At 58.8% G+C, this 14,180-nt stretch carries 8 protein-coding genes; 4 read left to right on the top strand and 4 right to left on the bottom strand.

Annotated elements, in window-relative coordinates; translation table 11 throughout:
• The first annotated feature begins 294 nt into the window (after window positions 1-294).
• The 3 genes from NE562_RS08315 (at window position 295) to NE562_RS08305 (ending at window position 3,250) form a co-directional block, all read left to right on the top strand.
• Window positions 295-1,737: a nicotinate phosphoribosyltransferase gene (locus NE562_RS08315; protein ID WP_280961940.1), complete on the top strand. Its 1,443-nt coding sequence runs from the start codon at window positions 295-297 to the stop codon at window positions 1,735-1,737.
• A gap of 217 nt (window positions 1,738-1,954) precedes the next feature.
• Window positions 1,955-2,776, top strand: a complete 822-nt coding sequence (locus tag NE562_RS08310; protein WP_280961939.1) for a helix-turn-helix domain-containing protein — start codon at window positions 1,955-1,957, stop codon at window positions 2,774-2,776.
• Between the two features lie 3 nt (window positions 2,777-2,779).
• Entirely contained in the window at window positions 2,780-3,250 is a 471-nt protein-coding gene (locus NE562_RS08305) for a glyoxalase/bleomycin resistance/dioxygenase family protein (RefSeq protein WP_280961938.1), read from the top strand.
• A gap of 89 nt (window positions 3,251-3,339) precedes the next feature.
• Here the strand turns inward: NE562_RS08305 and rsgA are convergent, their stop codons facing one another.
• Both rsgA and NE562_RS08295 read right to left on the bottom strand, forming a co-directional pair.
• A complete protein-coding gene (rsgA, locus tag NE562_RS08300; protein ID WP_280961937.1) occupies window positions 3,340-4,728 on the bottom strand; it encodes a ribosome small subunit-dependent GTPase A in 1,389 nt (462 codons plus the stop codon).
• A gap of 433 nt (window positions 4,729-5,161) precedes the next feature.
• Window positions 5,162-6,415, bottom strand: coding sequence for a DUF4317 domain-containing protein (locus tag NE562_RS08295; protein ID WP_305147413.1), 1,254 nt, complete (start codon window positions 6,413-6,415; stop codon window positions 5,162-5,164).
• A 172-nt stretch (window positions 6,416-6,587) separates the two neighbouring features.
• Between NE562_RS08295 and NE562_RS08290 the strand changes: the two genes are divergently transcribed.
• Entirely contained in the window at window positions 6,588-7,487 is a 900-nt protein-coding gene (locus NE562_RS08290; RefSeq protein ID WP_280961936.1) for a PHP domain-containing protein, read from the top strand.
• Window positions 7,488-7,549: 62 nt separating this feature from the next.
• Here the strand turns inward: NE562_RS08290 and NE562_RS08285 are convergent, their stop codons facing one another.
• Window positions 7,550-9,166 (bottom strand): S-layer homology domain-containing protein, encoded by a 1,617-nt coding sequence (locus tag NE562_RS08285; RefSeq protein ID WP_280961935.1) that lies wholly within the window; start codon window positions 9,164-9,166, stop codon window positions 7,550-7,552.
• Window positions 9,166-14,085 carry a M60 family metallopeptidase gene (locus NE562_RS08280; RefSeq protein ID WP_280961934.1) on the bottom strand — a complete coding sequence of 1,640 codons (4,920 nt, stop codon included), beginning with the start codon at window positions 14,083-14,085 and terminating at the stop codon, window positions 9,166-9,168. The genes NE562_RS08285 and NE562_RS08280 overlap by 1 nt, the downstream gene beginning before the upstream one ends.
• Window positions 14,086-14,180 lie beyond the last annotated feature (95 nt).

The following is a 14,180-nucleotide window of genomic DNA, read 5'->3' as shown; positions in this document are numbered from 1 at the left end:
TACGCCCCCCATTCGTCACGCGCCTACGGCGCGCGCCACCTTCCCCTCGTGGGGGAAGGCCAGATCGCGTGTTGCTTAAGTTTACGCATATGCCCTCGTCGGAGGGGAGCCTACGAGGCGTTTATCGCCTTTTTTTCGCTTGCTTGTCCGTCACGAAACGACATTGAACCCACAGCGGGGCATTTTACGCAAACTTGGTCTTGCACTTTAGTCCAAAAAGGTCTATTATGAGAGTAATATGGCATGTCAAGACAGATACGCCGGATGAATAAAAATAGCAGGGGGACTGCTGTAATGACCGAGAAAAATCTCACGATGCTGACCGACTTTTACGAATTTACGATGGCGCACGGCTACTTTGAGAAAGGAATGGCCGATCGCCGCGCTTATTTCGATATGTTTTTTCGCCGCGTGCCGGATGGCGGCGGGTACGCGATCATGGCCGGCGTGCAGCAGCTGATTGAATACTTCAAAAACCTGCACTTCACCGAGGACGACCTTGCCTATCTGCGCGGGCGAAACTGCTTTTCCGAGGCCTTCCTCGATTATTTGCGCAATTTTAAGTTTGAATGCGACGTATGGGCCGTGCCCGAGGGCACGCCCGTTTTCCCCGGCGAACCGCTCGTTACGGTCGCGGGGCCGATGATTCAGGCCCAATTCGTGGAGACCATGGTGCTGCTCACCATCAACCACCAAACGCTGATTGCCACCAAGGCCAGCCGCATCACCCGCGCCGCGCAGGGCCGCGTGGTGCTGGAATTCGGCTCCCGCCGCGCGCAGGGCTACGACGGCGCGATTTACGGCGCGCGCGCGGCCTACATCGGCGGCTGTCAGGGTACCGCCTGCGTGCTGGCCGACCGGGATTATAAGATCCCCGCGGGCGGCACGATGGCGCACTCTTGGGTGCAGATGTTCGATTGCGAATACGACGCCTTCAAGGCTTACGCCGATATTTATCCGGATAACTGCGTCTTTTTGGTCGATACCTATAATGTGCTGAAAAGCGGCGTGCCGAACGCGATCCGCGTCGCGCGGGAGATGATCGAAAAAACGGGTGTCCGCCCGCGCGGCATCCGCCTTGATTCGGGCGATATCGCCTATCTGTCCATTCGCGCGCGCGAAATGCTGGACGAGGCGGGCTTCCCCGATATGCAGATCATGGCTTCCAACTCGCTCGACGAGTATCTGGTGCGCGATTTGATCACGCAGGGCGCGCGGATCGATTCCTTCGGCATCGGCGAGCGGCTCATCACCTCTAAGTCCGAGCCCGTGTTCGGCGGCGTGTACAAGCTTGCCGCGGTCGAAAACGCCGAGGGCGATGTCGTACCCAAGATCAAAGTATCGGAAAACGTTGAAAAGATCACCACGCCGCACTTTAAGCACGTTTACCGCCTGTTTGATAACCAAACCGGTAAAGCCGTGGGCGATGTGATCACCATTCACGACGAAACGATCGATGAAAAGCGTCCCTATACCCTGTTCCACCCCATCCACACATGGAAGCAGAAGATTGTGACCGACTTTACCGCCCGGCCGCTGCGCGTGCAGCTTTTCAAAAAGGGCCGCTGCGTGTATAAATGCCCGGATATCGACGATATCCGCGCCTATTGCGCCGCCGAACTTGAAACGCTTTGGGATCAGGTCAAGCGCTTTGAGAACCCGCAGACCTATTTCGTCGACCTTTCCAAAAACCTTTGGCAGGTCAAAAATCAGCTTCTGGAAAGCTGCCGCATCTAAAAACGATAGACCAAAACGGCGCGTTGCAAAATAAGAAATGTTCCAATACATGTCATTCTGAGGAGCAAAGTGACGAAGAATCTCGCGCGCACGCGCGAGACCTACGTAAAACCCGCGCGTTCGCGCGAGATTCTTCACTTCGTTTCAGAATGACATACGGAAACTCTTTTATTTTGCAACGCGCCGTTTTACTTTTTAAGGAAGAAGGGGAAACGATTTGATCTTTCCAAATGACAGGCAATTTCAGCTCTTCCCCTCTCCTGTGGGGCTGCGGAATTATATCCAGTATTATAACGTCGTATTTCCAAAGAGCGACACGTTTGCGGCGCGGTACACGCTAATGCCGAACGCTTGCGGAACCCTGTCGCTCGCCTTCGATGGGACCGCTGTCGCCGCCGAGCTGTGGGGCGCATCCATATCCCCTGTTTTGTTGGGCGCGGAACCCAACCGTTACCAAGTCCTGCTGCTCATTTCGCTTTCCCCCTATGGCCTGTACCAGATCACGCGTCAAAGCCAAGCGGCGCTCGCGGGCAAACGCCTTTCGCTTGCCGACATCGACAGCGCGCTTTTCGCTTCGCTGCATCATGCCTTTGTCAGGGCGAAAACCACAGCGGAGCTGGTACAGAGATGCGAAAAAATATTATATGAACGGATGGAGCGACCAGTCGTTTCGGACGCTTTGTTATTGGCCGCCGCCATGATCGCCGACAGCCATGGACAAGCGCAGGTGAATGAAGTGGCGCGGCGATCCGGTTACAGCGAACGGCAGCTCAACCGCTTGTTTCTTGCCCAAATCGGCATGAACATGAAACACTATGCGCGCTTGACCCGCTTTAACTATGTATTAAAGCATATGCAAAGCGCGCCTTGCTATTTTGCCGCCTTGTCGCAGCAAGCCGGTTATTTCGACCAAGCCCATTTTGATAAGGATTTCAAGGCGATCAGCGGCGTAACGCCGCAAGAGTATTGTAAGACCATGTCCGATTTTTACTATGACGGAACGGAGATATACCCTACAATATCCTCAAAGGAGGATTGAAAAATGAAGTATCAGGGTTGCCTTTTAGCGGTGAAGGATATCGCCGCCTCAAAGCGCTTTTATGAAAAAGCGCTACACCAAACCGCCGTCATGGACATGGGCGCGCATGTCGCTTTTGCAGGTTTTTCTCTGCAACAGGAGTATGCCGAACTCGTCGGCTTGGCGGCGGATAGCGTGAAGGCGCGGTCGCACAGCTTTCAAATCTATTTTGAAGTGGCCGATCTGGACGAGGCGTACGCCGCAATGAAAGCCATATCCGGCTTACAATGGGTGCATGAAATTAAGGAATACCCATGGGGGCAGCGCGATTTTCGGATATATGACCCGGACATGCATATTGTGGAGATTGCAGAGGATATGAATACGGTAATCAAACGCTTTTTCCGTCAGGGCCTATCGGCTGAAGAAGTCGCCGAACGCACGATGTTCCCCCTTGAAAGCGTAAGGCCGTTTGCACCAAATCTCAATGCATAAAAATATGCATAACAAAGGGCGTATCGCTTTTTAGCGATACGCCCTTTGTTGTCGATCTGAAACGCTCTTTTTGCCGGGATTCCGCGCGCTTACCACGCGCCGTCCGTTTCATCCGGATCGGCAAAGGGCGTGGCGGATAGCGGTTTGTTCGCAATTTCAAGCAGCAGCGCCTCGTTGTCGTCCGCCGCGATGCGGTTGGAATGCAGTGTGCCGCATGTGCGGCAGCGGTGAATCAGCGCCCATTCCTCGTTCCCGCGCGCCCACACGGCGACGGGGTCCATGATCCCTTTGCAGAGCGAAGCCCGGTCGCCGGGCCGGTTATCCAAATGCACGCTGGACAGGCAGTGCGGGCAATGGTTGCGGTGGCGGCTGCCCGTATCCTGCGGCGATACCGGCGCGCCGCATACCTTGCAAATAAAGCTATCCGTGCAGGGCGCGTGCCGGTAGTCCTGCGCAAGCATCGTTTTTTGCAGCTTGGCGATCTCCTTAAAGCGCTGCTCCTTTTGGCGCAAATAGCCGATCTTATCATCCGCGTACTGCGCTTCAATGTGCAGCTTCTGGTAGCTCTCCCAGCGGTCATAGGACAGTTCGCCCGCACGCAGGGCTTTTTTTATCGCGCAGCCCGGCTCGCTCTGGTGGCGGCAATCGCTGAACTTGCAGCTTCCCAAAAACTGTTCCACATCGGCAAAGCTTTTTTCCACGCCGCCCTCCGCGTTCCAAAGCCCCAGCTCGCGCATGCCCGGCGTGTCGATCACCATCACGCCGCTTTGCAGCAAAAGAAGCTGGCGGCGGCTGGTCGTGTGTCTGCCCCGCCCATCCTTTTCACGGATGCCGCCGGTCTCCATCACAGCCTCGCCCGCGAGCGCGTTCACCAGCGTGGACTTGCCCACGCCGGACGAACCGAGAAATACAATGGTCTTGCCGGACTGCAAATAAGGCTGCAAACGATCCAGCCCTTCCCCGGTTTTCGCGCTCACCGCGTATACCTCCACGCCGATCGCGGACGTTTGCACGGCGCGGAGATACGACGCCGCGTCCGCCGTGCCGTCCGCCTTGGTCAGCAGTACGACCGGCGTAGCGCCGGACTGCCACGAAAGCGTCAGATACCGTTCGAGCCTGCGCGGATTAAAATCGCGGTCCAGCGATTGCAGCAGGAACACATAGTCAAAATTCGCCGCTACCGCCTGCTCGCCATGGCCGGACGAGGATGGGTCGAGACGGGCAAAATAGGTTTTGCGCGGCAGGGTCTTCAAAATGCGGCTTTCACCGTTTGCCTGCCAATCGATCAGAACAAAATCGCCCGTGGTGGGCAAATTTTCCCCGCCCGTGCGGTAGGCGCCGGTTTTCAGGCCGGCAAGGCCCGTGCCGTAATCGCAGACGATCTCAAAAAAGCCGCGGTGCACGGCTGTGATACGCGCCGGGGTGCCGTTCTGGCCGCTGATATGTGATGACGGAAAGCCGTATTTTTTGATATTCATGTTTGGTCTCCTCCTGAGAGACGGGCGCTCTAGCCCGTATTGCGTATTATTTTCATGGGTATTCTCCTTTCCAAAATGTCGCTTATCCCTAAAAAAGAGCGCAAAAATCCCGCGGAAACAGACCTTTCAGCCTGTCTCCGCGGGATTTCATCTATTGTGCCGGATTGCGCAAAATGGGCGCAAAAAAAGACACGCCAGACGTGCCCTGCAATACGTGGATAACCCACGCGACAGTATTCACGAAAGATCGTTACTATTCTGTTTTAGGGACAAGCCGCCATAACAATAGCCGACACAAAGTCTCACTCCTTCTAAATAAACACAAAACATAGATTTTCTTTATTGTACCGGATAATTGATCAAAAAGCAAGAGTTTTTTTGAATTGAAATTGCCACATTGCGGACAAGCATCCGCAATGTGGCAACGCAAAAATTATATTTCTTTTTCCACGCCGTTGATGCGGGCGGATTCGCCCTCCTCCACCGGGATCACGATGCATTTTTGGCCGTCCAGCACGCGGGTCTCGACCGCGTCCAGCTTGTCCTCCGGCAGCTGCAAAATGATCTCCTTGTGCTGCCCGTCCGCCCACGGCGGGTTTTCTCCGTCCGCGCGGTCGCCCGTCGCCTCTTGCAGCCGCTGCTGCAAGACCTCTACCTTTTGCTGGAGCGCCATGGTTTGCTCGCGGCGCGCGGCTTCCTCCGCCATTTTTTTATCGACGATGTTGTGCGCCACCGGCGGCATATCGCCAAACGCCTCCACATAGGAGCGCTCGATGCGCTCGCGCGCCTCGTCCGGCACCTCGGCTTCGGCCAGCAGGCCGGAAACCGTTTCGCGCGTCAGGCTGACGGGGGCGCTTTCTTCATCCTCTTCGGATTCGAGCACCAAACCGCTGATCGTTTTTTGTATCTTCAATAGGGCCGTGTCCGCCTCGTCCTCGTCTTCCTCAAAGGCGTTTTGAATAACCTCGTGGAATACCTTCTTTTCCTCCGCCGCCGTGCGCTGGCTGATGCAGCCGAGCACCTGCTCGACCAGTTCGGGATGGGACTCCTTGCCGGTCTTGACATAGTACATCACCGCGTTGACATCGCTGCCCCGGTCGCTGAACGCGGGATAGACAAAGCCCAGATCGGGCAGGCCGACCACCCAGTCGCGCTCGCGCGCGCCGATGCGGTTCTCCTCCTCGCGGTAGCCAAGGCCGGGCTTGGACAGCTCGACCGGGCAGATCGAGCAGATCAGGTACTCATAGACCTCCTCGGACTCGTCCACCTTGATGTTATCCGTGGTTTTGGTCATCACGTCGTACACATCATGGTAAATAAGAATGAGGTAATTGCCCGCATAGGCGTAATGCTCGATGATCTGCTCGTACAGCCGGTCGATTAGCTCCTCGTTTTTCAGCTTGCTTTGCTTTAAGGCGAGCAGATATTGCTGCCGCTCCACGGCTTCGTCCGTGCGGTCGAATTCCAGCTCCAGCAGGTTCGCGCCGAGCGAACCGGAAAGCGTTTTCTTGGCGATCTCTAAGTATTTAAAAAACTCCTCGTCGTCCAGATCCAAAAACGGCTCGTCGAATTTCAGAACGGTCTGCTTGCCGCTGTTTACATAGCAGCCGCAGATCCGGGTGATCGAGCACTCGGTCTTTTTCAGCCTGCGGCGCAGCTCCAGCACGTCTCGTTTGGTGATGTTCATCGCTGTCCTATTCCTTTCGCAGTGGGATTTTCGTGCATTACCAGTATAGCAGGATTCGGCGGCGATTGCAAAGCGAAAAACGGGAGATTCCAGCTTCATCCACCTTGCATTCAGCGGCAAAATAAGCTATGCTTAGGGTAAGCTTACGAAACGAGAAAGGATGGCACCTACCATGCACGGAGAATGTATCGACCTGCACATGCACAGCCATTACAGCGACGACGGCGAGTTTTCCCCGGCGGAGCTGGTGCGGCAGTGCGCGGAACGCGGCATAAAAATCATGGCCATATCGGATCACAACTGCGCGCGCGCGAACGCGGAAGGCGCGGCTGCCGCGGCGGCGGCCGGTATCACCTATATCCCCTCGATCGAGATCGACTGCACCTTTGCGGGCGTGAATTTCCATGTGCTCGGCTATGGGATCGACGCCGCGTCGGAGGATTTCGCCGGGATCGAGCAGAACATCGAAGCGCAGGGCGAAAAAGCGTCCCACATCATGCTGGAAGCGACGAGGCGGCTCGGCTTTGCCATCACGGAAGCCGATCTGAACAAGCTGGCCGAGGGCATGTTCCACCAGAGCATATGGACGGGCGAAATGTTCGGCGAGGTGCTGCTGGGCAAGCCGGAATACGCGGAGCACCCGCTGCTTATGCCCTACCGGCCGGGCGGCGCGCGTTCGGATAATCCCTTTGTCAATTTCTATTGGGACTTTTATTCGCAGGGCAAGCCCTGTTACGCGCCCATTGCCTTTCCGACGCTGCCGGACACGGTCGCGCTGATTCACCGGAACGGCGGCCGCGCCGTGCTGGCCCACCCCGGCGTCAACCTGAAAGGCCATGACGAACTGCTGGAGGGGCTTCTCAAAACCGGTATTGACGGCGTGGAAGCGTACAGCAGCTACCACACGGACGATGAGCGCCGCTTTTACGCGGACAAGGTAAGGGCCGCCGGCCTGTTTGTCACCTGCGGCAGCGATTACCACGGCAAGACCAAGCCCTCCATCCGGCTCGGCGGGCACGGCTGCCCCCTTACGGACGAGGAAATGCTGGGCGACCTGCAAAGCCTGCTTTAAAACGAAAAACAGCGGAGGAAAAACACCGTGAACCGGCGTTTTTCCTCCGCTGTTTTATTTGATCAGAGCTCTTCCATCAGGACCGCAAGCATTTTCGCGCATTCGGCGCGGGTGGCCGTGCCCTTGGGGTCAAAGCGTCCATCGCCCCGGCCGCTGATGATGCCCGAACGCTGCATCAGCCGCACCGCTTCCGCCGCGTAGCCGGATACTGTGGCGGCATCCGCAAATTCCGCCGCCTGCTGCTCCTGCGAAAGCGTTGTTCCCTGCATACCGGCAAAACGCACCAGCATGACCGCGAGCTGCTCACGGGTGAGCGCGCCGCCGGGCGCAAACGTGGTTGCGGTCATGCCGTTCGCCACGCCGTTTTCATGCGCCCACGCCACATAGGGGGCGTACCAAGCGTTCGCCGGTACATCCGCAAAGCCCGCAGCCGCGCCTTCCGGCAGGCTGCCCCCGCTGATACGCGCCAGCGTGGTGACCAGCTCGGCCCGCGTCATATTCTTTTGGGGCGCGAAGGTTTTCTCGTCCAGACCGGACATGACGCCCTTGGCCGCCATTGTGTTGACATACCCCTCGTACCAGCCGCCGACGTCGGCAAAGCGGTGCCGGATATCCAGAACAGCCACCGCTGTGGCGGATGGCAGTTCCAGCGTCACGCTGCCGTTTTGCGCGGTCAGCGCGCCCATCCGGGACAGGTTCCCGTTCGCGCCGAGCGAATAGGCCACGGGCGTTCCCTTCCCAGCAAACGGCGCGGTGAGCTGTACGCCGCCGCCGAGCGCAACATACTTGCCCCCCGCCTCGTTGGAAAAGACATATACCGGCGCGCCGCCGGTTTGCGCCCGTGTGGTTTTGCTCTGCCCCTCCGCACCGTCGGCAGTGAGGGTCAGCGTCACGTCCGTCCCCGCCTGCCGCAGCGCCTTGACCGCGCTCTCCGGCAGGAAAACAGAGGCTTCCCCGCTTTGTACGGTCAATGTCTTTACTTTTTCGAGCTGTTTTTGGGTCAGGATCGCCTGCCCCTGCGAACCGGCGGAAACGGTTTCGTTGCTACCGGCTGTTTCGGCGGCGCTGCCCGCGCCGCCTCCGCCGCCCGACGAACCGCCGCCACCGCCCGCGCCGCCGGTACTGCCGCCGCCGGTGTTGCCGCTGTCACCTCCTGTGTTGCCCGAATCACCGCCGGTGCTGCCGCTGTCGCCGCCGGTGTTGCCGGAATCCTCCCCGCCGGGCAAACTGACCGCGGGCGCGCCGGCAAACGCGACCTTTCGCAGCGATAGATCCAGTAAAATCAGCTCCGCCTTTTCAGGCAGCGGCACGCTGTCTGACGCGGTCAGCGTACCGAGGGGCAGCGTTTTCCCCTCGTTTATTGGCACCTGCGAATCGAGATAGACGGTCAGGTGTGTTTTGCCATTTTCCGTTATAGCGCTCTTTTCCGGGGTCTGCACATCCGCGCTGGCCGGTATCAGTCTGGCGTCCGGGTGCAGCCCGTCCAGCGTAAGATCGAGCTGCACGGCATAGATATTGGTTTTGCCATCCAGCCCGTCCACGAAAAGAACGATCCCATCGTCCTCGCGGGCACAGGCCAGCGTAAGCGCGCCCTGCGCCCCGGCCGCAAGGGCCGGGTGCGTCATCAGGGGGCAGACAAGAAGCAACGCGGTCAGCGCGCAAAGAATCCGTTTCCGCATTATTCCATCGCCCCCTTCAGTTCTATGGTGGGCAGGTTATCCCCGCCGGGCGCGCTGATCCAGCTAGTGCTGGCCGTTAGGTACTGGTTTTCCGCGCTATTTGGATCGTCCGTGCGGCTCAGCTCCGCCATCATGCGGCTGGGCAGCAGGCTGCCGCCCTCGCAGTGCGACTGCCCGCCTTGCAGTTCCGCTTCCCGCTGCACATTGGGTACGAAAATAAAGACGCCGTCGCTGATATCGCTTACTTCCTTATCCTCTGGTATCTCCGCGAAGAAGAGCGCGTAACCGTCCAGATAGCGAAGAGTGGTTTTCTCTTGCGGTTCCCCGTTCGCATCCAGCGCGCTGTCGGTAAATTCGCCCTTAACGCGCAGGGTGTTGTAAACAGGGTCGCCGCGATAGGTGCCGGTGATCACAAGCGTGCCCGCTTTGATCACGTCATCCGTTTCCGTGCCGTATACATAATCCGCGCTGAGGATACCTGCCGCGCCGCCCTCGGTAAAGGCCACGTCGTCCCCGGCGTAGCTGATGAGCTGTACGGCCGCGTTTTCCGGCACATTCGTCATGACGACCTTCGTCGCATCATACGTCCAGATGCGGCTGTCCGCGGAGTCCGTACCGGGCTTGTTAAAGTAGGCAAGGTAGCTGTCCGCATCGTCCACCGCTTCATTCTTGCCGTAATCCCCCTGCTTTGCCACCACATCGCCGTGCTCCGTTGTCACGGTAACGGTGTAGCCGCCGGTTTGCGGGAGCGCCTTTTCGCTGACCAGCTTGACGCCGGACACGGCGGTTGGCCCATTGGTCAGGGTGACCGTCACGGTGTCTACGTCGCGGTCGATCGTGTACTGATCGGCGCGCAGCGTTTTATCGTAGGCCACGCGGATATCCCCCGCATGCACCGCGTCGCCAATGGCGTTGCCCAGCGAATCGTAGGCCTGCACGGTGTAGGCAAAGTTCATGTGGTTGGCCGAACCGATCACATCGGTAAAGGTGGTTTCAGTCGTAAAGCCGATCACGGTATCGTTTCGCCGAATCTCATAGCCCCGTACCTTACCCGCTGTCATATCGGCGCGCATGGAGAGAACCACCTGATGATCGCCCTCTTTTTTCGCCGTGGCAATAATGCTGCCGGCGCCCTGCGGCACGCTGTTTAAACGGTCGCGGCGGCTGTTGTCGTCCAGATACCAGATGGCGCGCGGCTCCTTTTCATAGTCCTTAAGCTTGGTTTTCGTGCTTTCGCTTAGCTGCATGCCCCAGCGGGTGAAGAACTCGGTCAGGTCTTTGTTTGCGGTTCCGGCGGCGGTCAGCGCCACCTTGTCGTCGTAGCTTGTTGCATCGCCGAAGTACGTTCCCGCTTTCCAACTCTTGAAGAAGCGGTTGTAGAAATCCATGGGGCCGTTTGCATCGTTTTGTCCATTGTCATAGGCCAGATGCAGCTGCCAATACATGCCGAGCTGCACAAAGACGTCGCCCGACGCGCCGGGGTAGCCTTCCGCAACCTTGGTGAAGATCTGCGGGTACTTGCCGCCCTCCAAGCGGGAGGGCAGGGTATTATCCTTACCGTCGAAGGTCTGCACCATGAGCGAGTAGATATTGTTCGTGCATTCGGCCTTGCCCAGCTTGTCCATATTATGGCCGATCTCATGGGCAACGCCCCAGCCGAACAGCTTGTTTTTCTCTGCCGTCGCATCGTCCACGGGCTTGCCGCATACCAGCCCGCCGCACGAGCCGTACTCCACGCCCACATGGCTGCCCGCGGCATACATGAACGCGCCTGCGAACATCTGCATATAGCGGATATTCTGGCGGGAGGTCATATCATTCTTTTCATAGGTATTGTCGATGCCCTGCGTCGTCTTGGCGATATGCATCAGCTGTTCCCACGCAAGCACATTGTCGTACAGGATCCGCACCTGTTCTTCCGCGCCGCCCTTCGCGGTATTATCCATCACGGCCGTGGCGGGCAGGGAAAGCAGCACCGTGGGGAGGGAAAGCTCGGTCACGTTCAGGCAGTTGTTTTGCTTGCCGTTCGCGGCGATCGTCTTGGTGTACGCGGTAAGCTCCTGTATATAAGCCGTGAGCACCGCCTTGCGCCCGGCTTCGTCCAGCGTATACCAGTCGCCCAGCTCCAAAACAGGCACGTCGGTCGCCCGGCGCGTGTGCAGCGTGATCTGCCCGCCGTTCGCGCCATGATAGGTAAAGTACAGGCTGCCGCCGCGCGGCGTGGTCTGGCTGCCGATCTGCGGCACCGTGAGCACATTGCGCCCATTTTGCAGCTCGCCCACCTTGGCCTGCCATGCGGCGGCCTCGGCGTGGAACTGCGTTGCCCACAGGGCGACGCTTTCGCCCGCTGGAATGCCCTCGGCATAGACCGTGATCTCCTGCCCGGCCTTTGCCGCCGCGCCCAGCGGCTGCAGATCGCTGCCGCCCTGCCCGTACTTCGCAGAATCCGCGCTGCTGCTGCGCGCCGTGACGCCGCGCAGCACCACGCCCGCGCTCTGGCCGGCGAGCAGCTCCTGCGCCAGCTTCAGCTCGTCCTTCATGGTATTCGGATAGAGATAGTAGCCCTCGTCCCCGGCAAGCGCCGCGGAAAGATCGCTGATCTGCTGCGCCGTCACGTCCGCGCGCAGCTTGGTATGGGCCTGATCTTCAAACAGGCCGTCGATCTGCTTGTCCAGATCCTTGGTTTCATCGTACGCAAAGAAGAGGACCTCAGACAGGCCGACCGCGCCGTACCCCGTCTGCTCGATATCAACGGCCAGCTTTTTGATGCCCTTGGTCGCGGGGAACGGCAGCGCGACGAAGTAGCCGTCCTTCGCGGAGCCCATTTTACCGTTTACCGGCGTTTGGTTTTTGCCGTTCATCGTAACCAGCACGGTACCCGGCCCGGCAAGGTCGTCGCCCTCGTCCCAGACCGTTACGCCGTACAGGCGCATGCAGTTCTCATAGCCGTCTGCCCGGGGCACATAGATCACATAGCTTAGATCCACCGGGTCTTTGAAGGTGTAAATGAGCTGCTTGCTGCGGGTATAGTTGCCGTCGCCCCAAGACTGCGAGGTCCAGTTGGTTTGATAATCCCCATCCATCAGATAATCCGTCGTAAAGGGTTTGGTGCTCTTGGATGTGCTGACGTTGCCGGTATCCTTCAACGCGATGCTTTGCACCTGATCGCGCGTGATACGGGTCAGCTGCGTGGGCAGGCCCGCGGGTTCGCCGTACTTGACCGCCGCCGGCGTGCCGGACACGATCTTGGAGGGAGCGCTTTTTCCGGCATCGTTCACGGCCACGACGTAGAGATAATACGTCGTATCGTTCGTTAGCCCGGTAACAGACGTATGGGTTGCGGAGAGCGCGCCGCCCGCGCGGACATAATCCTTTACCGAAGCATTTTGTTTATCCGTATAATAGACCTCGTACGCGGTCGCGTTCTTGGATTTGCCCCATGTAACGTTCAGCGCGCCGTCGAGCGCCTGCACGCTGACCATGTCGGGCGCGTCCGGCGCTTTGGCGGGCTGCGGCGTGGCTTCGACGACCTGAGACGGCTTGCCCTCCCACTCTCCATTTGTGGGGGTGACGGTAAACGCGTAGGTTTGCAGGTTTTTAAGCCCCGTTACCACGGCGGTGGGCACGTCCACATGCAGCTCCTTGGGCTCGCCGCCCTCCTTGAGGCTGCACAGCACCTTATAGCCCGTTACATTGGGCAGCTCGCCCCATTTCAGGGTGACCTGCGCGTCCCCCTCCGCGGCGGTCACGGTTTTGACCACGCTGTTCGGCGCGACGGGGTTTTCCGGCACGATATCCTGCAAAAAGCGGATGGTATCGACCACGGCGTAGTTGCCGCTTGCGGTCTGCGTGACCGAGATCGTGACCTTCTTAACCGCCACCTTACCGCCAAGGTTGATCGTGACCACGTTGCTCCCGGCCGACCGGCCAATGGCGTGCACGCCCTCGGGCAGGGTGTTGTCAAAGGGATATTCGGTCTTTGTTCCCTGCTTATCCTCGACGATGACGGTGCCCTTTTGTATCGCGCCGTCCTGTTCGGGCGTCGCGATCTCGATCACCTCCATATCAACAGGCTTGTCCAGCTCGATCGGGATGGCGAGCTTGCCGTCCTCCTTAGGGGTCAGCTTGACCGGTTCGGTATTTTCCTGAAACAGGTTTGCAACGTCGCCCGTTATAACAAGCGTTTGTTCCAGTTCGTTTTTTAACGCCTCCGCTTGCACGGGCGGCGCGAGCAGCACGGTGTTATAGGTTTCGGCTTCGCCCTCGGCGTGGCTCTGGCGGCTGATATAGGCAAGGTCGATGATATCGATCTTGCCGTCGCCGTTCAGATCATACTGCCGGATTTGCTCCTCTTCCACGGCGCCCAGCGCGCCGGACAGCTCGTCCCAATCCGCGCCGTCCACCTTATCGTCGCCGTTCACATCGCCAAGGCCAAAGGTGCCGTCGCCGGTGCCGAGCACGACGGACTGCGCGTAAGTATCCATATCGACCGGCTGCTCATGGGTCGTATACCCCGTGCCGGAAAAGCGCAGGCTGTATGTTCCCCGCGGCAGATCGCCGAAGGACACGTCCAGATAGCCGGGCCATTCGCCGCCGCCCAGCTCGCCGCCGTCGGCATTGCGGGCGGAAACAACCGCGTCGAGCGCCCCTGTCCGCGCGCCGTCCCCCAGCGCGACGGTGCCCAGCGTTTCCGTTACTTTGCCGCCCTGCGTTTTCATCAGGGTGACGCTGACGTTTCGCTCTTTGATCTCATCCAGCTTCTGGGCATAATCCAGCCGCAGCGTCGCGCTGATGCCGCCTCGAACACCCGTTTCGCCGCGCCTTGCCGGCTCGTCCACAGCCCTTGCCGCCGGCAGAACCGGCGATACGAGCATGGCGCCCGCCAAAAGAACGGATAAAAATCGCTTTTGTACCTTCATCTCTCTCACTCCATCTCTCTTTCTCCCGCTTAATAGGTTGCAAAAAGGGCTGCTTTCTGCACAATGACAGAAAACAGCCCCATGGGACGCCTGTT

Origin of the sequence: Butyricicoccus faecihominis (assembly GCF_024462775.1) — a bacterium.
In the GTDB taxonomy this organism is placed as follows: Bacteria; Bacillota; Clostridia; order Oscillospirales; family Butyricicoccaceae; genus Agathobaculum; species Agathobaculum faecihominis_A.
This window is presented reverse-complemented; position numbering and strand designations above follow the sequence as displayed.